General features: G+C 65.1%; 20 protein-coding genes. 9 read left to right on the top strand and 11 right to left on the bottom strand.

Going from position 1 to position 21,883, the window contains the following annotated elements; all coding sequences use genetic code 11:
* Positions 1-33: 33 nt before the first annotated feature.
* A complete protein-coding gene (gene glnE / locus AC1DGW_RS07240) occupies positions 34-2,838 on the top strand; it encodes a bifunctional [glutamate--ammonia ligase]-adenylyl-L-tyrosine phosphorylase/[glutamate--ammonia-ligase] adenylyltransferase (RefSeq protein WP_478021060.1) in 2,805 nt (934 codons plus the stop codon).
* A gap of 171 nt (positions 2,839-3,009) precedes the next feature.
* Here glnE and AC1DGW_RS07235 read toward each other — a convergent pair whose 3' ends face one another.
* The 4 genes from AC1DGW_RS07235 to AC1DGW_RS07220 all read right to left on the bottom strand — a co-directional run bounded on the left by AC1DGW_RS07235 (position 3,010) and on the right by AC1DGW_RS07220 (position 6,152).
* The gene (locus AC1DGW_RS07235) at positions 3,010-3,564 is read right to left on the bottom strand and encodes a queuosine precursor transporter (RefSeq protein WP_478021058.1); all 555 of its coding nucleotides are present in this window, start codon (positions 3,562-3,564) and stop codon (positions 3,010-3,012) included.
* A 193-nt stretch (positions 3,565-3,757) separates the two neighbouring features.
* Entirely contained in the window at positions 3,758-4,276 is a 519-nt protein-coding gene (locus AC1DGW_RS07230) for a hypothetical protein (protein WP_478021056.1), read from the bottom strand.
* Positions 4,277-4,292: 16 nt separating this feature from the next.
* A complete protein-coding gene (locus AC1DGW_RS07225) occupies positions 4,293-5,141 on the bottom strand; it encodes a DUF2145 domain-containing protein (RefSeq protein WP_478021054.1) in 849 nt (282 codons plus the stop codon).
* Positions 5,142-5,177: 36 nt separating this feature from the next.
* Positions 5,178-6,152 carry a mitochondrial fission ELM1 family protein gene (locus AC1DGW_RS07220; RefSeq protein WP_478021052.1) on the bottom strand — a complete coding sequence of 325 codons (975 nt, stop codon included), beginning with the start codon at positions 6,150-6,152 and terminating at the stop codon, positions 5,178-5,180.
* Positions 6,153-6,282: 130 nt separating this feature from the next.
* On the opposite strand from AC1DGW_RS07220, the gene AC1DGW_RS07215 reads away from it, so the two are divergent.
* Positions 6,283-6,873: a malonic semialdehyde reductase gene (locus AC1DGW_RS07215; protein ID WP_478021050.1), complete on the top strand. Its 591-nt coding sequence runs from the start codon at positions 6,283-6,285 to the stop codon at positions 6,871-6,873.
* An 81-nt stretch (positions 6,874-6,954) separates the two neighbouring features.
* Positions 6,955-7,638 (top strand): YceI family protein, encoded by a 684-nt coding sequence (locus AC1DGW_RS07210; protein ID WP_478021048.1) that lies wholly within the window; start codon positions 6,955-6,957, stop codon positions 7,636-7,638.
* A 114-nt stretch (positions 7,639-7,752) separates the two neighbouring features.
* Here the strand turns inward: AC1DGW_RS07210 and AC1DGW_RS07205 are convergent, their stop codons facing one another.
* The 4 genes from AC1DGW_RS07205 to AC1DGW_RS07190 form a co-directional block, all read right to left on the bottom strand.
* Entirely contained in the window at positions 7,753-8,154 is a 402-nt protein-coding gene (locus tag AC1DGW_RS07205; RefSeq protein WP_478021046.1) for a hypothetical protein, read from the bottom strand.
* 108 nt (positions 8,155-8,262) lie between these two features.
* A complete protein-coding gene (locus AC1DGW_RS07200) occupies positions 8,263-8,574 on the bottom strand; it encodes an I78 family peptidase inhibitor (protein WP_478021044.1) in 312 nt (103 codons plus the stop codon).
* A gap of 88 nt (positions 8,575-8,662) precedes the next feature.
* Positions 8,663-9,454 (bottom strand): siderophore-interacting protein, encoded by a 792-nt coding sequence (locus AC1DGW_RS07195; RefSeq protein WP_478021042.1) that lies wholly within the window; start codon positions 9,452-9,454, stop codon positions 8,663-8,665.
* 84 nt (positions 9,455-9,538) lie between these two features.
* Positions 9,539-10,045 carry a PadR family transcriptional regulator gene (locus tag AC1DGW_RS07190; protein ID WP_478021040.1) on the bottom strand — a complete coding sequence of 169 codons (507 nt, stop codon included), beginning with the start codon at positions 10,043-10,045 and terminating at the stop codon, positions 9,539-9,541.
* Positions 10,046-10,532: 487 nt separating this feature from the next.
* On the opposite strand from AC1DGW_RS07190, the gene aceE reads away from it, so the two are divergent.
* The 5 genes from aceE (at position 10,533) to AC1DGW_RS07165 (ending at position 17,383) form a co-directional block, all read left to right on the top strand.
* The gene (aceE, locus tag AC1DGW_RS07185; protein WP_478021038.1) at positions 10,533-13,220 is read left to right on the top strand and encodes a pyruvate dehydrogenase (acetyl-transferring), homodimeric type; all 2,688 of its coding nucleotides are present in this window, start codon (positions 10,533-10,535) and stop codon (positions 13,218-13,220) included.
* A gap of 140 nt (positions 13,221-13,360) precedes the next feature.
* Positions 13,361-15,415: an NACHT domain-containing protein gene (locus tag AC1DGW_RS07180; protein ID WP_478021036.1), complete on the top strand. Its 2,055-nt coding sequence runs from the start codon at positions 13,361-13,363 to the stop codon at positions 15,413-15,415.
* A 192-nt stretch (positions 15,416-15,607) separates the two neighbouring features.
* Entirely contained in the window at positions 15,608-16,414 is an 807-nt protein-coding gene (locus tag AC1DGW_RS07175; RefSeq protein ID WP_478021034.1) for a hypothetical protein, read from the top strand.
* Between the two features lie 340 nt (positions 16,415-16,754).
* Entirely contained in the window at positions 16,755-17,027 is a 273-nt protein-coding gene (locus tag AC1DGW_RS07170; RefSeq protein WP_478021032.1) for an XAC0095 family protein, read from the top strand.
* Positions 17,024-17,383, top strand: a complete 360-nt coding sequence (locus AC1DGW_RS07165; RefSeq protein ID WP_478021030.1) for a SymE family type I addiction module toxin — start codon at positions 17,024-17,026, stop codon at positions 17,381-17,383. Before AC1DGW_RS07170 ends, AC1DGW_RS07165 begins: the two co-directional genes overlap by 4 nt.
* Before the next feature lie 54 nt (positions 17,384-17,437).
* On the opposite strand, the gene AC1DGW_RS07160 is transcribed toward AC1DGW_RS07165, so the two are convergent.
* The 3 genes from AC1DGW_RS07160 to yjjJ all read right to left on the bottom strand — a co-directional run bounded on the left by AC1DGW_RS07160 (position 17,438) and on the right by yjjJ (position 20,194).
* A complete protein-coding gene (locus AC1DGW_RS07160) occupies positions 17,438-17,869 on the bottom strand; it encodes a hypothetical protein (RefSeq protein WP_478021028.1) in 432 nt (143 codons plus the stop codon).
* Positions 17,870-17,904: 35 nt separating this feature from the next.
* Entirely contained in the window at positions 17,905-18,729 is an 825-nt protein-coding gene (locus tag AC1DGW_RS07155; protein ID WP_478021026.1) for an HNH endonuclease, read from the bottom strand.
* 70 nt (positions 18,730-18,799) lie between these two features.
* Complete coding sequence (gene yjjJ, locus AC1DGW_RS07150) at positions 18,800-20,194, bottom strand: type II toxin-antitoxin system HipA family toxin YjjJ (protein ID WP_478021024.1); 1,395 nt, start codon at positions 20,192-20,194, stop codon at positions 18,800-18,802.
* 484 nt (positions 20,195-20,678) lie between these two features.
* Between yjjJ and AC1DGW_RS07145 the strand changes: the two genes are divergently transcribed.
* Positions 20,679-21,845, top strand: coding sequence for a GGDEF domain-containing protein (locus AC1DGW_RS07145; RefSeq protein ID WP_478021022.1), 1,167 nt, complete (start codon positions 20,679-20,681; stop codon positions 21,843-21,845).
* Positions 21,846-21,883: the final 38 nt, after the last annotated feature.

The raw sequence follows: 21,883 nt of genomic DNA, 5'->3' as shown, positions 1-21,883 counted from the left end.
CACGTGTCCCGGCTGCGATGCCAGAATCCGTGGATGACGATTCCGCTCCCCGACCTGCCTGATTCCCTCGCCGCGCTGCTCGACCGCGCCATCGCCCGCCTGAAGCTGGCCGCGCCGGACCCGGCGCAATGGCCGCCGTCGCCCACTTTCGAGGCCGGCCTGCGCTGCCTGGCGCTGGCCAGCGATTTCGCCATTGATACCCTGTGCCGGCAGCCGGAACTGCTGGCGCTGCTGGCCCAGGGTGATCCGCTGCCGTTGCCGGAACTGGACCCGCTGCAGCCCAGCGCCTGGCCGGTGCAGCTGCGCCGCTACCGTGCCGCCGCCTCCACACGGCTGGTCTGGCGCGATGTGAACGGACTGGACGAGGTGGATGCCACCCTGCTCGGCGCCACGCGCCTGGCCGAGGACTGCCTGCAGCTGGCGCTGTCCGCGCTGGAGCAGGAGTTCGCGCAGCGCCACGGCGTGGTGCGCGCCGAGGACGGCAGCGTGCAGCGGCTGGTGGTGTTCGGGCTGGGCAAGCTGGGCGGCGGCGAGCTGAATTTCTCTTCCGATATCGACCTGGTCTACGCCTACCCGCAGGCCGGCGAATCCGATGGCGCGCGGTCGCTGGCGGCCGAGGAATATTTCGCCCGGCTTGGCCAGCGCCTGGCGCGGCTGCTGGACGAGACCACCGCCGACGGCTTCTGCCACCGCGTCGACCTGCGCCTGCGCCCGTTCGGCAGCGCCGGGCGGGTGGCGCTGTCCTTCGCCGGCATGGACCAGTACTTCCAGCGCGAGGGCCGCGACTGGGAGCGCTATGCGTGGATCAAGGCGCGCGCGGTGGCCGGCGACATCGCCGCCGGCGAGGCCTGGCTGGAATCGCTGCGCCCGTTCGTCTACCGCCGCTACCTGGACTACACCGCGCTGGACGGCCTGCGCGAGATGAAGGCGGCCATCACCGCCGAAGTCGCGCGCAGCGACCGTTTCGACGACATCAAGCGCGGGCCGGGCGGCATCCGCGAGATCGAATTTCTTGCCCAGGCGCTGCAGCTGATCCGCGGCGGCCGCGAGCCGGCGCTGCGCGAGCGGCGCCTGCTGCCGGCGCTGCACGCGCTGGTGGATGCCGGGCAGATGGACGCGGGCGATGGCGCCGCGCTGGTCGCGGCCTACCGTTACCTGCGCCGGCTGGAGAACCGCCTGCAGATGCTGCGCGACGCACAGACCCATCGCCTGCCGGCCGACGCGGACGACCGCGCGCGCATCGCGTTGGGCCTGGGCTACGCCGGCTGGGACACCCTGCTGGCCGCACTGGACGAACAGCGCCAGCGGGTGGGCGCCGAATTCGCCGCGCTGCTCGCGCCGCGCCGTGGACAGGCCGCGCCGGATGCCCTGTCCAGCTACTGGCGCGTGCTGCCCGACGGCGGCGATGCGGTGGTACTGGCCGAGGCCGGCTTCGCCGACGCCAATGGTGCCGACCAGTCGCTGCGCGAGTTCGCGCAGTCGCTCGGGGTGAAATCGCTGTCCGACGCCGCGCGCGCACGCCTGGACCGGGTGTTGCCGGCGCTGCTGCACGCCGCCACCCGTTCGCCGCAGCCCGATGCCGCGCTGCGTCGCGTGCTCGGCCTGTTGCAGGCGATCCTGCGCCGCACCAGCTACCTGGCGCTGCTGGACGAACAGCCCAGCGCGCTGACCCGGCTGGTCAACGTGCTGGCGCGCAGCGCACTGCTGTCCGAACGGCTGGTGGCGTTCCCGCTGCTGCTGGACGAACTGCTGGACACGCGCGTGGCCGGGCCGTTGCCGGATGCGCAGGAAATGCGTGACGCCTGCGCCGCGGCATTGTCCATCGACGATCCAGAAGCCGCGCTGCGCACGCTCAACGAGGTGCGGCTGGCGTTGAGCTTCCGCATGGCGCTGGCCTTCCACGATGGCCGCCAGCGCGCGGTGGACTGCACGCACCAGCTGGCGCAGCTGGCCGATGCCGTGGTGGACACCGTGCTGGCAATGGTGCACACCGACCTGGTGGCCGCGCACGGGCAGGTGCCGGGCGGCCGCTTCGCCATCATCGGCTACGGCAGCCTCGGTGGGCTGGAACTGGGGTTCGGGTCGGACCTGGACCTGGTGTTCCTGTACGACCACCCGCGCGAGGCCGAGGAAAGCGACGGAGCGCGCCCGCTGGAGAGCAGCCGCTGGTTCGCGCGCCTGGCGCAGAAAGTGATGGCCCTGCTGTCGGCGGTCACCGCCGCCGGGCGCCTGTACGACATCGACGTGCGTCTGCGCCCGGACGGCGGCAAGGGCGCGCTGGTGTCCTCGCTGGCCAGCTATACCGAATACCAGCGCGAGCGCGCCTGGACCTGGGAGCACCAGGCGCTGGTGCGCGCCCGCGGCGTCGCCGGCGATGCCGGCCTGCTGGCCGATTTCGAGCAGGTGCGCGCCGCCACGCTGGGGCGCACGCGCGATGCGGGCACCCTGTTCGGCGACGTGCTGAAAATGCGCGCGCGGATGCGCGCCGAACTGGACCGCAGCGATGCGGCGCGGCTGGACCTGAAGCAGGGCGCCGGCGGGCTGGTGGACCTGGAATTTCTGCTGCAGGCCGGCGTGCTGGCCGGTGCGGGGTGCGATCCGGCGCTGTGCGGGCCGCGCGAAACGCCGCGCCTGATCGATGCGCTGGCCGCCAGCAACTGGCTGTCGGCCGAAACCGCCAGCGTCCTGCACGACGCCCACGCTACCCTGCTCGATGCCGGCCTGTCCTGCACGCTGGACCGGCGCCCGCGCATCGCCGTGCCCACCCCGGAAATTGAAGCCGCCTGCACGGCGATCACCGCCGCGGCGGCCGCGCAGGGATTGCCGTTCGAGCCGTAGGTGCCGGGCTTGCCCGTCACGGAACTTCACCAGGAAAGCCACATGCGGGCAGGCCCCGCATCTACGAAGCGCCGTGTAGGTGCCGGGCTTGCCCGGCACGAAGCTTCACCGGGAAAGCCACATGTGGGGCAAGCCCCGCATCTACGAAACGCCGCGCAGGTACCCCACGCCTTACGACCGCACCGGCGCCATCTTCCACAGCAGCGCGCGGAACGGCACCAGCAGGCACAGGCCGATGCCCAGTTTCACCAGCCAGTCGCCGACTGCCCAGCTCACCCATGGCAGCGACGAACCAGCGAAGGCGATCGACCAGAAGATGGCCGTGTCCAGCGTCGCGCTGCAGGTGGTGGCCACCGATGGCGCGCGCCACCAGTTGCCGCTGCGCAGCCGGTCGAACACGGTGATGTCCAGCAACTGCGCACAGATGAAGGCCATGCACGAAGCGATGGCGATGCGCGGGGTGGCGATCCACACCGACAGCACCACCGCCACCGCGAAGCCGGCCCAGGCCACGCGCCGGGCGGCCTGCGGGCCGAAGCGGCGGTTGATCAGGTTGCTCACCAGGAACGCGACCGGATAACTGAAGGCGCCCCAGGTCAGCCAGTCGTTGATCGGGTACTGCACCAGCACGTTCGAGCCGAGCACCACCGTGCCCATGGCGAGCACGGCCAGCAGCAGCGACAGCGGAGTGAGCGGGGCGAAACGGATCGGGGAATTCGGGGACATGGCGGCGGACGGACAGCAGGCGGCGACGCCAGGAGGGCGTGGTCGTTGAAGACAGGGAAAGGGCGGCGCCGGATCGGGCCGGAACAACGGATCCGCATTGTACCGGCACCGCCTTTACCGCTCTTCACCGCAGATGCCTCCGTCCCCGCCGGGCGCGGAGAGCGGCAGGGAACCGGAGCGACGGGCCGGATGCTTACAGCGTCGAGGTATGGCTGTCATCGGCGGCTTCGACGGTCGGCACGAAGGTCAGTACCGCACCGTCTTCGGCCCGCAGCATCCAGCCCGTGCCCTGTGGACTGGGCGTGAAAGCGACTGTCTGGCCGGCCACGAAGTTGGCGGCCGGGTTGTCCTCGCGCTGCGGCCACTGCAGGCGCGCGGTGTTTTCCGGATTGAGCGGGTCTTCCAGCATCACGCTGCGGCCACCATCGGCGGTCCCGGCGATCTCCTTCACCTGCATGTCAGGCAAGGGGCCGGCGCTGATACGGCGCTTGCCGTCGCGGCGTCCGTTTGATGCCCTGGACAGTTCGGTCACGCGATTCACGCCCGCCGCCGACAGGAACACCGGTCCGGACACCACCATCATGGCGCTGCCGCTGACCACCAGCGTCGAAATCTCCGAGTTGTTCATGTTGTCGCCGGCGCGCACCGGAGCGGCGGGCAGCAGCAGGGCCAGGGCGCAGCTCAGGGCGGTAGCGGCAAGCAGTTGCTTCATCGGGGCTCTCCAGTGTTCACGGGGAAGAAGGGGCGGTCGCGGGTAACGCAGGGCGCTGATGGGGGATGCTCAAATCGCGCTCCAGCGCACCGCGGCGGTGCAGGAAATCGAAGATCGATTCGACCGTCACCACCGAATAGTTGCCGGAAATGCGTTCGCTCGCCGGGTGGTCGGTGACGGCCACGTTGTCGGCGAAAAAGCGTGCGCCCAGCCGCTTGCCCAGGCCGATATGCAGGCGTGCGGGGCTGTAGCCGTTGCGCTGGAGCCAGTCCCGCGCCGTCCCGCGGTCGCCCAGCGTGGTGCCGTCGCCGGCCTGCGCCATGGCGGCGGCGGTCACCTCCAGGATCCACTGGTTGGAATTCTGGTACTCGCCGCCGCCGGGGTAGGCCAGCATGCTGTAGCGGGGCTGGTGCAGGGCGCGGGCCGGCGCGGCGTCGCCGCCCAGCAATTGCCTGAGTGCCGCCCGCACGGCGGGAGTGGGAATGCCCACGCGCAGGTCCGTGCTGATGGCGCTCTCGCCGAGCAGATTCACCAGACCCTCGCGATACAGCGCCGAGGTGCCGCCCTTGCAGCGATTGAGCAGGTGCAGCACCTCCCAGCGGCCGGTCTCGTCGCGCAGCAGGAACGCCAGGTGGCTGTGGCGCAGCCCGTATCGGCTCAGATCCTGGCCGCCGCGGGCGGCGATGACCACGTCCACGTCGGGCAGCGCGTCGAGGGTGTCGGCGGTGACAGCGGCCATGTCGAACATGGCGGCCATCGTGGTCGGCGGCGGGTAGCGTGGGGCGCAGGACGGCTGCTGGGCGATCGCGGCCGGTGCCAGGGCGACCAGGCACAGCGCAAGCAAGGCGGAAACAAGGTGGTTCATCGGGGCGCATCCTTGCAGAGGCGTCGTAGAAAGTGGTTACAGGCCGAGCCGGGCCTTCACCTCGGCGGCGATGCGCGGAGTCTCGCGCAGCGGTTCGATGGCCTGCTGCGGGTCGGCCTCCAGTGCGTCCAGCCCGTCGAGCAGGCGCCCGCGTTCGCGCAGGGCGCGCTGGAACCGCAGCATGCGCGCCTGCGCGCGGTGGCCGAGCAGCACGCCCACCGGCACGCGGGTGGCGCAGGCCTCGGACAGCAGGTTCACCGAATCGGGCGTGCACAGCACGCGGTCGGCCCAGCCCAGCAGCCCGGCATAGGGGTTGCTGCCGTCGCCGCCATCGCTCCAGATCACCCCGGGGACGTCGTCGAAGGCGCGCAGCAGCGCCTGCGTCACCGGCCGCGGCGTGCGCCGCGAGGTGGTCGCCAGCACGCTGCCGCCCTCGGCGCGGATGCGCGCGGCCAGTTCGGCCAGCAGCGGCACGATGTCGTCCTGCTGCCACGGCGCATGGTCGGTGGGGCCGCCGACCAGCAGCGCGGTGCGCGGGCCGGGCAGCTGCTCGAAGCTGGCGAACGCGGCGCGGCCGCAGGCCAGCCAGTCGTCGGTCACCGGATTCAGGCTGCCCAGCAGGGTCAGCACATTGCCGCCGCGCAGGCGGTCGTGCCCGGGCACCACCACGAGGTCCCAGTGGCGGGCGCCGATGCGTGGGTCGAGGATCTGCACCGTCCGGGTACCCTGCCGGCCCAGCACGCGCAGCGCGCCGGCGGCCTGGCGGCCGCAGCCGATCGCCAGCGTCGGCGCCGGCCCGGTGGCCAAGCGTTCGAAGGCCTCGCCGAAGCCGTGCGCGGCCCCGGGCAGGGCGCGTGGCGCCAGCCAGCGCCACGGCGCGCGCGGCTCCAGCTGCAGCCGTTGCTGCCCGCCCAGGCGCAGCGCCGATGCCAACGCCACGGCCTGGCGCACGTTGCCGGCGCGGCCGTCGGTGATCGTCCAGGGAAGCGTCGATCGTTTCGCGTATGGCATTAATTCGTTTCAGTGAGGCCTGGTGTTGCAACAGTCGCGACGCCCTACACTGCGCCCTCTGTTGCGGTGGCATTGTCCGGGGCTTTCCCGCACAAGGCCACGACCGTAGCCAATCCATCACGGAGTTTCCATGTCTGATGTTCTTGCCGATGCCGCGCTCGACCAGTTGTTCCGCACCGCGCGCACCCAGAATGCCTTCCAGGACCGCCCGGTCGAGGACAGCCAACTGCGCGCGCTGTACGACCTGCTGAAGTGGGGCCCGACCGCGGCCAACTCCACGCCGGCGCGCTTCGTGTTCGTGAAGTCGGCCGAGGCCAAGCAGAAGCTCGCCCCGGCGCTGTCCGAGGGCAACCTGGCCAAGACCCTGGCCGCGCCGGTCACGGTGATCGTCGGCTACGACGAGGATTTCCACGAAAAGCTGCCGTACCTGTTCCCGCACACCGATGCCAAGTCCTGGTTCGACGGCCCGCGGGAAGGCCGCCATGAAGCCGCCTTCCGCAACGGCAGCCTGCAGGGCGCCTACCTGATGATGGCCGCGCGCGCGCTGGGGCTGGATGCCGGCCCGATGTCGGGTTTCGACAACGCCAAGGTCGACGAAGCGTTCTTCGCCGGCACCGCCATCAGGTCCAATTTCCTCGTCAACCTGGGCTATGGCGATCCGGCCGGCGTGTTCCCGCGCCTGCCGCGCCTGTCCTTCGACGAAGCCGCGCGCATTGCCTGACCGCTCCACCCGCTGCCATCACCCGGCACCGGTAAGCTGAAAACGCTCCAGCCCTCTCATCCGCATCCACAGGAGATACCCATGTCCACCGTCACCAAGCTGCTGCTCCCGCTGGCCCTGGCTGCCGCCATCACCGCCTGCTCCAAGCCGGCCGATAGCGCTGCCCCGGCTGCTCCGGCCGACACTACCGCCGCTACCGAAGTGGCGGCCCCGGCTGCTCCCGAAGTGGCGCCGATCGAAGTCGCCTCCGGCACCTACAAGCTCGACCCGAGCCACACCGACGTGCTGGCGCAGTGGACCCACATGGGCTTCTCCAACCCGACCGCGCACTTCGGCCAGGCCGACGGCACCCTGGTCTACGACGCCGCCGACGTGACCAAGTCCAGCGTCGAAGTGACCCTGCCGCTGGCGGGCCTGAACGCCTTCACCGCCAAGTTCGACGAGCACCTGCGCAGCGCCGATTTCTTCGACGCCGCCAAGTTCCCGACCGCCACCTTCAAGAGCACCAAGGTCGAAGCGGCCGGCACCAACAAGCTCACCGTCACCGGCGACTTGACCATCAAGGGCACAACCCATCCGGTCACCCTGGACGTCACCGTCAACGGCGCCGGCGAGCACCCGATGATGAAGGTGCCGTCGGTGGGCTTCGACGCCACCACCACGCTCAAGCGCAGCGATTTCGGCGTGGGCGCCTACGCCCCGGCCGTGAGCGACGAGGTCAAGGTGCGCATCACCACCGAAGCCTCGATTCCGAAGGCCGAGTAATCCTGCGGCTAGGCACATTGCCTGACGCAACAACAGAAGGCCCGCCATTGGCGGGCCTTCTGCTTTTTCATGACTGTCGTGGAGCGCGTCGCTTCGCGCTCCGGCACCGGTGGATCAGCGCAGCGCCTGCAACCACGTGGCAACCGCCTCGCTCGGCGACTGCTTCGCCTTCACCGCCAGCCCGCTGGCCTGCACGAAGGTCTGCGCCACCTGCGCCAGCCGCTGCCGCGCGATCAGCATCACCTGCCTGGCCGCCGCCTGCTGCTTGCGCAGCTGCACGATATGGATCGACGGCCGCCCGGCCGGCGCGTACTTCTGGTCGCGGCGCAGCACATCGGCCACCTGCGCGACTTCATGCTCGGCCTGCAGCAGCTGATGCTGCGCCTGCACCAGCGCACGCAGCGCCTCGCGCAGCGCCAGCGGCCGCTCGAAGCCCGCCAGCACCGCATCGCAGCGGCCATCGTCGGCCACGCGTTCGCGCAGGGTGTCCATTGCCGCCATCGTCAGCTTGCCCACGTTGCCGCCTGTTTCGTCGTGATTGGATGCGATTGTCGCATCGCCCAGGCGCGAAGGCCCGCCATGGGCGGGCCTTTCATCGTCCGCGTCCCACAGGGACGTCGCCGCTTACTCGCAGCGCACCGCGGTGATGACGTTGTGCGCGTCGAGAAACACGCGCAGGCGGTCCTGGCGGATATCGCGCGAGACCACGGTGGCCGGGCCGATCGGGTTCAGCAGGCCGGCACCGCTTTCCTGCTTCAGGCGGCGGATGTTCGCCTCGTCGCCGGGCTGGCCGACCGCCCACTGCGACCGTGAGGCATCGCAACGGCCGTCGCCGGACACGGTGGGGCCAGGCGTGGTCAGGCAGCCGCCCAGGCCCACGGCGAGCAGCACGGCGGTGGCGGGAACGAGGAGCGGGCGAAGGGGGCGTGGTGTCATGACAGGCGACCGGATTGACTGCCGCGAGCATAGCAGCGGCGGATCACGCCGGCGTCGTGGCCGCACTGCGCCACGACACCATGCCGGCTCACTCGGCCTCGTCCGGATGCGCCTTCCAGTAACCGGTGGCGCGGATCCAGTCCTTGGGCACCTGCAGGTGACCCTCGACGAACTTGCGCATCATCCGCGCGCGCCGCGATTCCAGCGCGATCCAGTAATACGCATCGCCATCGGGTGCCTCGAAATCCACCAGCGCATCCTCCAGCAGGGTGCTGCTGGCCGCGTCGAAGCCGTTACGCTCCAGCCACGACACCCGCACCTGCGCGGCGCTGGGCAGCGGCTGGCGGTCGCCTTCCTCGGGGATCTCGATCAGCACCTCGGCCTGCGCGTGTTCCGGCAGCTCGGCCAGGCGCCGCGCGATGGCCGGCAGCGCGGTCTCGTCGCCGATCAGTACATACGCGTCGTAGTCGTCGGCCACCAGGTGCGAACCGCGCGGCCCGGCCACCACCAGCGCATCGCCCACCTGTGCGTTGGCTGCCCAGGTCGAGGCCACGCCGTGGCCGTGCAGCACGAAGTCCAGCACCAGCTCGCCGGCTTCGGCATCGTGGTGGCGCGGGGTGTAGTCGCGGGCGGGCGAGGGTGCCTGCCCTTCCGGGTAACGCGGCCCCTGCTCGGTCAGCTCCGGCAGCACGAACACGCCCTCGGCATTGGGGAAGAACAGCTTGACGTGGTCGTCCGGCGCTGGGCTCTCGAAGCCTTCCAGCGCGTCGCCGCCGAGCACGATGCGCTGCATGTTCGGGGTCAGGCGCTCGCTGTGCAGCACCTGCAGCTGGCGGAAGCGTGGGGTGAGGCGGATCAGTCGGTTTTCATGCAGTGACATGGGCATACCTGGGGTCAGTTGGCGCGAAGCGCCGGGGTGACCTGGCTGGAGGCGTCTGGCTGGGTCGTGGGGAAAAGAAGAGGATCAGGCGTCGGCGTCGCCCTGGCGCACCAGCGCGGCGGCCTGGTCCAGCAGCGCGGCGACGCGCTCGGCGTCTATGTCCTGCCAGCGGCCATTGCGCAGCACCAGCGACTTCTTGAGCCGGTGCATCGCCTCGCGCACCGGCGGCGGCAGGCTGGCCTTGGTGATGGCGCGCGCGCTATGGCGGGCGCGCAGCTGCGCCGCCTCCACGTCGGCCTCGCGCAGCTTCAGCTGCGCCTGCCCGATCGCGGTGATGCGGTAGCGCTTGCGGCCGCCGTCCTCCTCGGCCGCCACCCAACGCTGCTTCTCGAAATCGGCCAGCAGCGGATACACCGAGCCGGCGCTGGGCGTGTACACGCGCATGAACATCTCGCTGACCAGCTGGATCAGCTCATAGCCATGGCGCGGCGCCTGCGCTAGCAGCGCCAGCAGCAGCAGGCGCAGGTCGCCGCGGCCGAGTGGGCGCGCGGCGGGGCGTTGGCGGGAAGGTGGCGGCAGCGCGGGCGGCATGATTTCGATATATCGAATTTGCTCAAGACGATATATTGAAAACCAGGGCGGCGCAAACCGGGCAGATGAACGGGCCGGGCGACTGTCATCGTGCTGACCTGCCGCCTCGCCAGCATTGCCGCGCGGCGGGCGATGGAGGGTAGCCGTGCTCCGTGGCGCCGGACGGGGCCAGCCCCCCGCATCCGTGGGGAACACGTTGTTCTGCAGCGCTGGGCGCCACCCGGTGGCGCTGGGCCGGCAATGCCTCGACGGGGTAGTGGTACCGCTCCACGGACAACGTGCCGCACCAAGGCGGGCAGGGGCTTCGCGCCTGTCCGCCAGTGTCCCGTCAACGGCCATCGGCCTGTCGCCTCCTGTCCGCCAGACACCGCGATCTGCAAGGCCATACGCAGCCGTAGCCAGCTTCGCGGGCGGGCGGGTGCGCTACACTTTGCGGCTCAAAACTACTGAACAAGCGCGCGCGTGCGTGCCGTACCTGGGAGCGCCAATGAACTGGTTGAATGAAGTGCTGAACAACGACCCGAACCCCCTGGAAACCCAGGAGTGGATCGAGTCGTTGAAGGCCGTTATCGATGTCGAGGGCCCCGAGCGCGCGCATCAGTTGCTGGAAGGCATGGTGGAACTGACCCGTCGTTCGGGCGCGTTCCTGCCGTTCTCCCCCACCACCGAATACGTCAACACCATCGAGCCGCAGCTGGAGGCCAAGAGCCCCGGCAACGCCGAGCTGGAATGGCGCATCCGTTCCATCATCCGCTGGAACGCCATGGCCACCGTGGTGCGCGCCAACCGCAAGCCCGGCGACCTGGGCGGCCACATCGCCTCCTTCGCCTCCGGCGCCACGCTCTATGACGTGGGCTTCAACCACTTCTGGCGCGCCCCGAGTGAAAACCACCCCGGCGACCTGCTGTTCATCCAGGGCCACAGCGCCCCGGGCATCTATTCGCGCGCCTTCCTGGAAGGCCGCATCAGCGAGCAGCAGCTGGACAAGTTCCGCATGGAAGTGGACGGCGGCGGCCTGTCGTCCTACCCGCACCCGTGGCTGATGCCGGACTTCTGGCAGACCCCCACCGTGTCCATGGGCCTGGGCCCGCTGGCGGCCATCTACCAGGCGCAGTTCATGCGCTACCTGGAAAACCGCGGCCTCATCGAAAAATCCGACCGCAAGGTGTGGTGTTTCATCGGCGACGGCGAGAGCGACGAGCCGGAAACCCTGGGCGCCATTGCCCTGGCCGGCCGCGAAGGCCTGGACAACCTGATCTTCGTGGTCAACTGCAACCTGCAGCGCTTGGATGGTCCGGTGCGCGGCAACGGCAAGATCATCCAGGAACTGGAAGGCGTGTTCCGCGGCGGCGGCTGGAACGTCATCAAGCTGCTGTGGGGCTCCTACTGGGATCCGCTTCTGGCCAAGGACACCAACGGCGTCCTCAAGAAGCTCATGATGGAAACCGTCGACGGCGAATACCAGAACTGCAAGGCCTTCGGCGGCGCGTACACGCGCGAGCATTTCTTCGGCAAGTACCCGGAAACCGCCGCCATGGTGGCCAGCCTGTCCGACGACGACATCTGGCGCCTGAACCGCGGCGGCCATGACCCGCACAAGGTGTACGCCGCCTACCACCAGGCGGTGAACACCAAGGGCATGCCCACCGTCATCCTGGCCAAGACGGTCAAGGGCTACGGCATGGGCAGCGCCGGCGAGGCGCTCAACCCCACCCACCAGACCAAGAAGCTGGACGACGAAGCGGTGCGCCACTTCCGCGACCGCTTCAACATCCCGGTCACCGACGAACAGCTCAAGGACGGCCAGGTGCCGTTCTACCACCCGGGCCCGGATTCGCCGGAAGTGCAGTACCTGCAGGAGCGCCGCGCCGCGCTGGGCGGCTACCTGCCGCAGCGCCGCCAGAAGGCCGACAAATCCTTCAACGCCCCCAAACTCGAGACCTACGAGCGCCTGCTCAAGGATTCGGGCGAGCGCACCTATTCCACCACCATGGCCTTCGTGCAGACGCTGAACATCAGCCTGCGCGACAAGGAACTGGGCCCGCGCCTGGTGCCCATCGTAGCCGACGAAGCCCGCACCTTCGGCATGGAAGGCCTGTTCCGCCAGATCGGCATCTACGCCCCGTACGGCCAGAAGTACAAGCCGGTCGACGCCGACCAGCTCATGTACTACCGCGAGGACCAGAGCGGCCAGGTGCTGCAGCAGGGCATCAGCGAGCCGGGCGCCATCGCCTCGTGGATGGCCGCCGGCACCAGCTACTCGGTCAGCAACGTACCCATGCTGCCGTTCTACATCTACTACTCGATGTTCGGCTTCCAGCGCGTGGGCGACCTGGCCTGGCAGGCGGCGGACATGCGTACCCGCGGCTTCCTGCTCGGCGGCACCGCCGGCCGCACCACGCTCAACGGCGAAGGCCTGCAGCACGAGGACGGCTTCAGCCACATGGTGGCCGGCGGCATTCCGAATGTGCGCAGCTACGACCCCACCTTTGGCTACGAAGTCACCGTGATCCTCCAGCATGGCACCAAGGCCATGATGGAAGACCAGATCGACGAGTACTACTACATCACCCTGATGAACGAAAACTACACCCACCCGGCCATGCCGGAAGGTGCAGCCGAGGGCATCATCAAGGGCATGTACCTGCTCACCGACGCCGGCAAGCCCAAGAAGGGCGAACTGCGCGTGCAGCTGCTGGGCAGCGGCACCATCCTGCGCGAAGCCATCGCCGCGGCCGAACTGCTGGACAAGGACTTCGGCGTCACCGCCGACATCTGGTCCTGCCCCAGCTTCAACGAACTGCGCCGCGACGGCTTCGACGCCGAGCGCTGGAACCGCCTCCACCCGGAAGCCGAGCCGCGCAAGCCCTACGTCACCCAGCTGCTGGAAGGCCGCCAAGGCCCGGCCATCGCCGCCACCGACTACGTGCGCGCCTACGCCGACCAGGTCCGCGCCTTCGTGCCGATGACCTACTCGGTACTGGGCACCGACGGCTTCGGCCGCTCCGACACCCGCGCCAACCTGCGCCGCTTCTTCGAAGTGGACCGCTACTACATCGCCCACGCCGCCATCGCGGCGCTGGCGAAGGATGGCAAGATGACCGCGAAGGACGTGGGCCGGGCGATCAAGCAGTACAACATTGATCCGGAGAAGGCGAACCCTGTTGGGGTTTGATAGCTAGGGCTTACATGCAATCGCAAAAGGGCGGCCTACAAGGCCGCCCTTTTTTGTTTTCCAATTGATGATATAGGATTCTATTCAAGTGATTGGCATTACATCACATCATGGGGGCGCGGTGTATGGGTGTTGATTGGATGCAGAACATAATCCGCCTATTCGATACTGATGAACTTAAGATCGGATTGATCATTGCAGTGGTCACGGCGGTGCCCGCGGTTGTGGGTAGGTCAGTGCCTTGGGTGATTTCTCAGTTTCAACGCCGTGCGTATAAAGGATACGCCTCATCGATATCCTTTAGTCGAGAGGAGGTTCAGTCTGCGCTGTCTGGATATGTCTATCAGGAGGGGATGATGACAGATCCTAGTACTCGCCTTGATCTGGTGGATGCTTTGGCGATTCGGAGAGAGCCTCTTTTCACAATGCTAGATAGGCTGATATTTGCTGGCTGCAGCAGCAAGTACGTATTTATTTTTGCAGATTGCGGGATGGGTAAGACCACATTCCTTATCAACTATTTCCATAGGAGGAGGAACAAGCTGGGCCGTAAAAAGCTATCTATTGCGTTGGTTTCTCTATCGAAGTCTGGATACTTGGATGAGATTAAGGCTATTCCTCTAGATCGTCATGCCGAAACAATCCTGCTCATGGATGCCTTTGATGAGGATCCTCTTGTCTTTGAAGGTGTTACTAAAAGACTTGACGTAATTATTGGCATTACATCTTCGTTTAGGTCCGTTGTAATTAGTTGCAGAAGCCAATTTTTTGCGTCAGATAAAGATATTCCTGTCGCAACTGGTGCGTTGCGCGTTGGCCCGACGCCATTGGGCTTCTCTAAAGAATACGAATTTTCGAAAATATACATTGCCCCCTTTGATGTAAAGAGAGTGCGTAAATATCTGCGGACCGCATTTCCTGGGGCGAAAAATATGGCTAGGCGGGGAAGAGCTAAGGCGATGATTGCTAGAGTCCCCTCTCTAGTTATGCGCCCTATGCTGTTGGCTCATATTTCCGATGTGCTCGAAAATGAGAATCGCGAAAACTTGATGAGTCAGGCGGACATTTATCAGGCGATTGTGTCCGCTTGGGTAAGGCGAGAGTCTAGGTGGGTAAAGGGTGGGCCGCTCCTTGATTTTTCAAAAAAACTAGCTCTGGATATCTATGAGAACCGCCATGTTCGCGGGGGGGAATATTGCTCGAGAGATGAGCTTGCGATACTGGCTGAACAGTGGAAAATCCCTATAAGAAAAGAGTTTCTTACTGGTCGCTCACTTCTAAATCGTACAGATGACGGTTGGTGCAAGTTTGCACACCGATCTATCATGGAGTACTTGGTGTCATCCGCTGTTTTGGAAGGCTACGGCAAGGCGTCGATTGACCTCAATAGTCAAATTGCATTATTCATTTTTGACCGCTTGGGTGTTAATCCTAGTTTCCCTGACGGAAGGCTTGATCAGGGGGCGAGTCTTATGCTTTCCAGTCCTGAGAGTAGGCTGGGATACCCTACGAACTTCGGTATTTATTACGAAAATCCAGAAGCTCTCGATGCATCATTATTATATGGAATGGAAGTTCAAGACGAGACTGGAGGCTTCGGTAAATTTGGAGATCATCTTCAATACATGATGGAGCATCTCGATGAACGTCAAAAACTACTTGATGTGAGGATCTCTGTTGCGCCAAATGCTGGTGGAATGCTTATCGCATATATCTCTGTATGGGGCAGTAGTGCAGCCGCATTAAGTCGAGTCAGGGTGCCTGTAAAGAACTGGGCGCGGATCTTTGGAGCCCGATGGTTAGGGCGTGAGTTGCTAAATGTGGTGGGTAGGCCCACCTATCGAGGGGACTCAGCTTCTGATCTCTCTTTCCACGCCGCTACACTTTGCGACTTTCCAGTGGACATGCTAGGCGTTGAAGCTGCGGATTCCTGCCAAGTTCTTTCCGCTGGGGTCAGATATCCGGATGAGCGGATGGTACTTAAGCTCATTCCCGGCTTTGGTGTGGCTAGTTCATTGCTTCCATTCGGAGTGCTAAGGGGGGGGAGCATCAGCTTTCTAGATGGGAAGAGGACCCGGCTCTTGTATAGGCGTGAGCAAGATGCCAGGCCATCACTTAGTGCTGATGGATCTGTCGTGCAAGAAATTCCACTTGTATCAACAGCTGAGAAATGGTTTTCGGGGAGAAATAATTAGTTGTGGATGTAATTGGCTTAATGAGTCGGTTGGGCATAAGTCTATTGTGGATATTTTATTTGGAATTGGATTTGGAAATTTAATTGCTCTTCTGATCCGCTGGTATTGATAGTCGCTGCAGCTCCGCCTCGGCAGATGTGAGCCTTACGCGCGCGTGCGATTAATTCAGCTTGGACGAATTACTTTTCATCTATGGATGAGGCGCTATTTGGAGTTCATATGGGTGGGCAGTCAAATACAAAAGCTATAGTTGCTTTGGATTTAATTTCTAAATTGGTGGTGGTTGGTGCGCCAGGGCTTTATTTTATTGGCTGGGCGTATGCAGAGGGGCTGTGGACGGCCTTTGGTGTCAGTGATGGATCATTGGGGTACAGTAGTATTGAGCTGATGAAGTTGGGCGTTATTGGGGTGATAAATTCGTTTTTGTCCGTAGTCGCAAGTAGGTGGACTAGTTCTGCGATCTTACTGCTTGTCGTTGCAATGTTTGTACTTATTATGTTTCGTTTTTGGCTGCCTCGGTGGCTGATGTTTTGTTACGCGAAGATTCTTTGGGTCAAGCGTAAAGTGCTAAGTAGTCAGCGACTACGATTGCGTCGGAAAGTTGGCGTGGCTAAATTTATTGAAAATGCTTTTGAAAAAGTTGCGTTCCTTACAGTGGGCTTTGCTGGCTTTGTCGTAGGTGGAGTTATTTTGGTTCTAATCCTAGTCGGGCCGGCGCTTGCATTGGGGAAAGAGGATGGGGCTAGTTGGTTGGCGAGGCTAAAAGATCTTGAGCATGATAAGAAGGGTTTTCTTATGGCCGTTCGGATGGATTCTGTGTCCATCTTGATAGGCTGTGGTAGCGAAATGTGCGTTGTCTATGGTGGTATGGCGATTGAGGTGATAAAGAAATCAGATGTCCTAAGGTTTGAGCCTTGTCGACAGGTTCGGTATGGGCATGCGGGAAGACTCTATTGCGTGAAGTTGTGGGGCTTGGAGAATGAGCTCGGCATTCAATAATTGATATGCTTTTGTCAGATTTTAAGGCGATGCAGCATCGGTTTTTTTCTTTATATTGCTGATTTTTCTACGCCAATGTTGACATCCCGCCAGAGTGGTAGCACTCTCGCCCCCAAGGAGCGTCGAAACTCCTCAGAGAGCGGTACCCACCTCCGTCAAACCGGTGGGTTTTTTGTGCCCAATCCTCCGGGCACAAGCCGACGCGATGCCTGCGTCGGGAGGGCGGCTAATACAACACCCTTCGGGGAAATACGCCCGCCGGCTCTCTGCGGTTTCGAACCTCCCGACATCCCGTCGCCTTCGGGCGGCGGTACTTGGCGTATTCCAGGAGGGCGTTGCCATGTACACCGCACCATCCCCGCCGGCCCCCGCGCCGGGTTACCTGTTGCCCGAGGGCGCCCACGCCCTGCTGCGTGAAGTGGGCGACGTCATGCAGCGGCTGGCCGCACTGTCGGCCACCGAGCAGGGCAACCACGATCTCACCGCGCACCTGCTGTGCCAGCCCGGCGTACTAGCGCAATGCCTGCGCAGCCTGTCCATGCGCATCAATGTCGCCCTGCGTGAGTGCAGCTGTTTGGCCCAATCCACCAGCGACACGCAGGAGGCCCCATGAGCCGCCGCCGCGCATCCGTCGCCTCAACCGCCAAGCGGCCGGCCCGCCGCGATGCACGCACACTGGTGCAAGCGCTACTCGACGCCTTGCCGCCCCTGCCGCCACCCGACCTCCAACCCGACCCGCTCCCCACCCGCCCCGGCAGCCTGAGCGCACCCCGCCGCCCACGCCGGCCCCGGCAATGCACCGTCAGTTACACCCACTACGCCGGCGCTTACGACCACAGCGGCGACCAGGCCGTTCCACATCTGCGCCTGAGTGGCCTGTGGCTTGAGCAACTGGGCTTTGCCATCGGGGCGAAGCTGCGCATCACCGCGCAGGAGGGGCGTCTGGTGATCGAGTTGCCTGCTGGCTAGGAATGGAAAGCGCGGCATCCATACAGAAGCCGGCTGGCCCTGTAGGCCGGCAACTCACGTGCGCTTGTAAGAAGGCAAGGTGAACTCGCTGTAGAAGAAGGAAGCAAGCAGCAAGGCAACTCCCACCGCGACCGGCAAGGGGGCCTCTGCGGCGATAGGGGCACTCACTGCCCGAATGCCAAGTCCAAGGCCCAGCACCATAAAGAACGCCGCAAACAAGCGGTCTATAAAGCCTTGTCCAAGGGAATTGAGCAGCCAGCCAAGCACTGCACGCGGGTTCTTGATCGTTTCAGCAACGAGGTGAAGGAACATGGCTGTCCAGAACCCAATGCCATAGGCCACTAGTGCGCGGGTACAGGGGCACCATTCTGCCTTCGTCGCCGCCAGGAAGTAGCCAAGCGCAGTGGTCAGTACGGCCGCCCCTGCCGCAAGAACGCCGATAAGATCGGTTGCGTCCAGGCCCAGCAATTTCTTGATCACTTTCATGGAACTCCATTTCCGGAAGGATTGAAGAGAGGGGGCTAGAAATTGGCGTGGCGCGCTGGTGTTTTCAGCATCGTTTCCCGGTGGCTACTTATGAAATTCACCCCAGGCCGGAAGCGGTCAGGTAGTTCAATCTGGCGATCCTCGGCAGGCCAGAAAACCTCACGTAGAAAGGTGTCCTTGCTGGCCCGCAGGTCTGCCGATAGCACGATGCGGTGGTCATCAGTCAGTGAGAAGAGATGCTGGTCGAATGCTTTGTCATGGAGTGCGGAAAGGCACAGTCCATTACTTGGGTTAAGCCGATTGGCTTTGTCCTGCCGCCAAGGAACGATATGACTAGCGACCAGCAAGCGCGCATCGCTAACGCCGGAGACACAGCAGCGGCCACGGTAGCTGGCTAGTACCGTGCGGCGGAAGAAGGCTTGCTTGATACGCTGCTGCACGACGGTATGGCGCGTGCTGCCGCTGTAGTCGTCTAGTGCGAAATCATCCTCATCGATTGCTTGGCGGGTGGCTACCTCGTCCTTTGCTTCCGACAGCGCGGCGCGAAGCTGCTCACACTCCACGGCCAGCCGCCCCCAATCGGCATGGAATTCATTCCATACCTGGCGATCCAGCGCCGAAGCGCCCCTTAGGCCCCTACGCCCACTGTCCGTGATCGACGGATCAAGGCTGGCGAAGTTGACTAATTTCATTGCCAGCGCGCCAGGCGTGCGGCCGATGAGCCTGGCCAGTTCAATGATCTGCGGGTTGCGGCTATGCAGCTTGCCGAAGGGCGTTTGGCAATAAAGGTGGAAGGCAAGCTTGAGTTGTTCGTTGCTCCAGTTGCCTTTACTCGGAAACATGCGGGCTACTTCTTGCATGAAGGGCGTTCCCTGACCTGACGCGAGGATTATGTCCGCTTCCATATTGCTTGCTGCGGCATACAAGCCGCTACCCCGCAAACCTGCGCGCAAACGTCTCCACGACCGCATGGTTCTCTCCGGCGAGCCGGTTGAATTCGGGCGAGGTGATGTGGTCGCTGTCGGCCACGGCACGCCAGAAGCGCAGCGCGGCGTCTGCGGCCCATGCAATGTGGGGCAGTTGGCCGCCGCGGGCCGGTGCGGCCAGTGGCAGCGGGCTGGCCGGGCGCACGATGCCGGTGCGCGAGGGGGCCAGGTACATGGGCAGCATGTCGTAAGCAGGGCACAGGGGCAGCGGGCCGGTGCCGGTCAGGTGGAAGCCGAGGTTGCCCAGGTGCATGTCGCTGTTGCCGATGAAGCGGCCAAACCAGTGCAGGCGGGCCATGTCGTCGGCGGTGCCGCGTTCTATCCAGCGCTGCGCCAGCAGTTGTTCGCCGGCCAGGCCCCAGTCGCGTGGGCCTTCGCCGATGAACGCGGCGTCCAGTGCCAGCAGCGAGACGAAGCCTCGCCTGCCCAGCGTGCCGGGCGTGCGGTCGAAGCGGCGCACTTCGAGGAAGGTGTGGCCGTCGGTTTCGATCAGTTCCGATTCGGCGGCATCGAAGCCAGCGTCGCGCAGGCAGTTCAGGGCGAGGTGTTCGCAGGCCAGCAGTTCGGCCCAGCGCCGTGCGGCCTGGCCTTCATCGAGCGGGGCGAACTTCACCAGTGCGGCGTAGCGGCTGTGTCCGGCGTCCACCGTGGCGGTGAACTTGGGTTGTTCGCCGCCCGGGGACGAGCCGATTTCCTCGCCCGCCAGAGCCTCCCCCGCCCACACCGGGTAGCGCTGGGCACGTTGCGCGGGGGTGACCGCATCGCTGGGGGCATCCAGTTCGGCAAGGGCGCGCTCGACGGCGAACTGCCCCAGCAGCAGGTCGCCGATGCCGGTACCGCCGTGGAGGATGGCGGTGAGGGTGTCGCGTACCTGCCAGCGGGCCAGGTCTTCCGGCACGCCCAGTTGCCGGCCCAGGCGATGGGCGAGGGTGCGGCCAAGGAAGCCCTGCGGGCGCAGGTCGTCGAGGAACCATGGCAGGCCGGGGAAGTGCCCGCTGACGGCATCCACCGGCCGCGTCAGGTTGGGGCACTTGCCCGAGGGCTGGAAGTGGAAGCGGTCGCCGCGCAACGCGTGCAGCGTGCCGAGTTCTTCCAGCGTCGCATCGGCGCGCATGCGGAACAGCGGCCATGCGTTGGTGTTGCCAGTGGCACGGGCCACGTAGCTGGTGGCGCGGGCATTGCCGATGCGCAGCACCTGGTTGCCGGCTTCGGCTACCAGCCGGGCCAGCACCGGGCGGGTGATGCCGAGTCGCTCGGTCAGTACGCCTGCGGGCACCGGGTCGCCTTCCCGCAGCAGGGCAAGTAGATCGGCGGATGTGGCGGCTGGGGGGCGGGGCATGGGATGGGTTTGTTTCTTTACGATTTTAAGACGATAGTGAAGCCTTGGTTGGTTTTCAAGTTATTGTTCTGGAAAGGGTGTTGGTGGGGATCAGGGGTTTGGGTGGGTTGGTTTCTTTACGATTCCTGGGTTGATTCAGAAGCAACGGCCCCCTTCCGGTGATTCGGGACTGGCCGGCTGGCGTGCTCACTGGGCGTTCCAGCGTGTGTGAACCTGTGGTGCCCGCGTCCATTCCCAGCGCGCATGTCGGTGTTCGCAGAAACCCGCCTCTGCCCCGGTTTTTCCTGGCCCGGGTTTTCCCGCGGGCGTTCAAAAAATGCCTGCGCGCGCCGATAACGGTTGCGGCGCTGCACGCATTGCGTCCGCCATCACGGCGCGCGGCCTGTGTGCGCATACGTCCAATACGGCAAACGGAGATGCTTCACCGGGGCAATCCGAAATTCGCCTCTGCCTCCGGTTTCGCCCTCCAACTTCGAACTGCCTGATGATCGCAACCCTCCTGGTCGGCATGCTCTGCGTCCACCTGCTGTGCTTTGCCGTGATGTTCCTGCTCATCAGCCGGCGTCTGCAGGGCGACCGGATGGGGATGGACGTGTTCGCGGTGGGCAACCTGATGCTGGGCGGGGCGTATGTGCTGCAGCTGCTGGAGGGGGCACAGGGCTGGGGCTGGATGAGCGTGACCAACCACACGCTCACGCTGTGCGCGCCGGTGGCGTACTGCTTGGGTGGGGCGCGTTTCTTCGGGCGTTCGACGCCGCTGCTGCGGCCGTTGCTGGCCGTGGCGCTGGGCTACGCTGTCATGCAGGTGCTGGCGCAGTGGGTCTGGGGGCCGGTGGGGCGCCACGCGCTGCTCGCGGCTGCCTGCGCGGTGCTGTTCGCGGGCATGGCGCTGGTGCTGGCCCATGGCATGCGTACCTTCGCGCGCGACCTGCGCGGGGAGATGCTGTTGTTCGCCAGCCTGATCAGCGGCATCTGCGTGCTCAACGCGATGAAGTTCGCCAAGCTGCTCGGTGGCGGGCTGGAAGCGCTGAACATGGACAGCCCGTTCCAGATGGTCTTCTACGTCTACATGTGCTCGCTGGCGACCATTCTGCCGCCGTCGATCGTGTGGCTGGTGTTGCGGCGCCTGAGCGACGACCTGCGTGCGATGGCGGCCCGCGACCCGCTGACGCAGCTGCTCAACCGCCGCGGCCTGGATGCGGCACTCGACGCCCACTTCCAGCGGCAAGCGGGTACCGCGCACCTGCTGCTCATCGATGTCGACCATTTCAAGAACATCAATGACAGCCACGGCCACCATGTCGGCGACGCCGTGCTCCGCAGGATTGCCGACGTCCTGCGCGGTGCGGTACGCAAGGGCGATCTGGTCTGCCGGCTGGGCGGCGAGGAGTTCGTCGCCATCTGCGTGGAGTCCGACAGCGCGTCCGCGTTGCGCGTGGCCGAGCGCATGCGCAGCGCCATCGAGCAGAAGTCCATGTCGCCGGGAACCCGCAGGGAGGGGTTGCATTGCACGGTGACCATCGGCGTCTCGCATGGCTTCATCGGGGAGGCCTTCCTGGAGCAGGCCATGCAGCAGGCCGACGTCGCGCTATATCGCGGCAAGAACGCTGGCCGCAACCGCGTCGAGCTGCACTGCGAACAGGAACACTGAGCGCAGGCTCCATCGGAGTACCGGCACTCTTCCTTGTG

Source organism: Stenotrophomonas sp. 05N423 (genome assembly GCF_056397145.1).
Note: the sequence above shows the minus strand (reverse complement) of the source record. Positions and strands in the feature narration are given on the sequence as shown.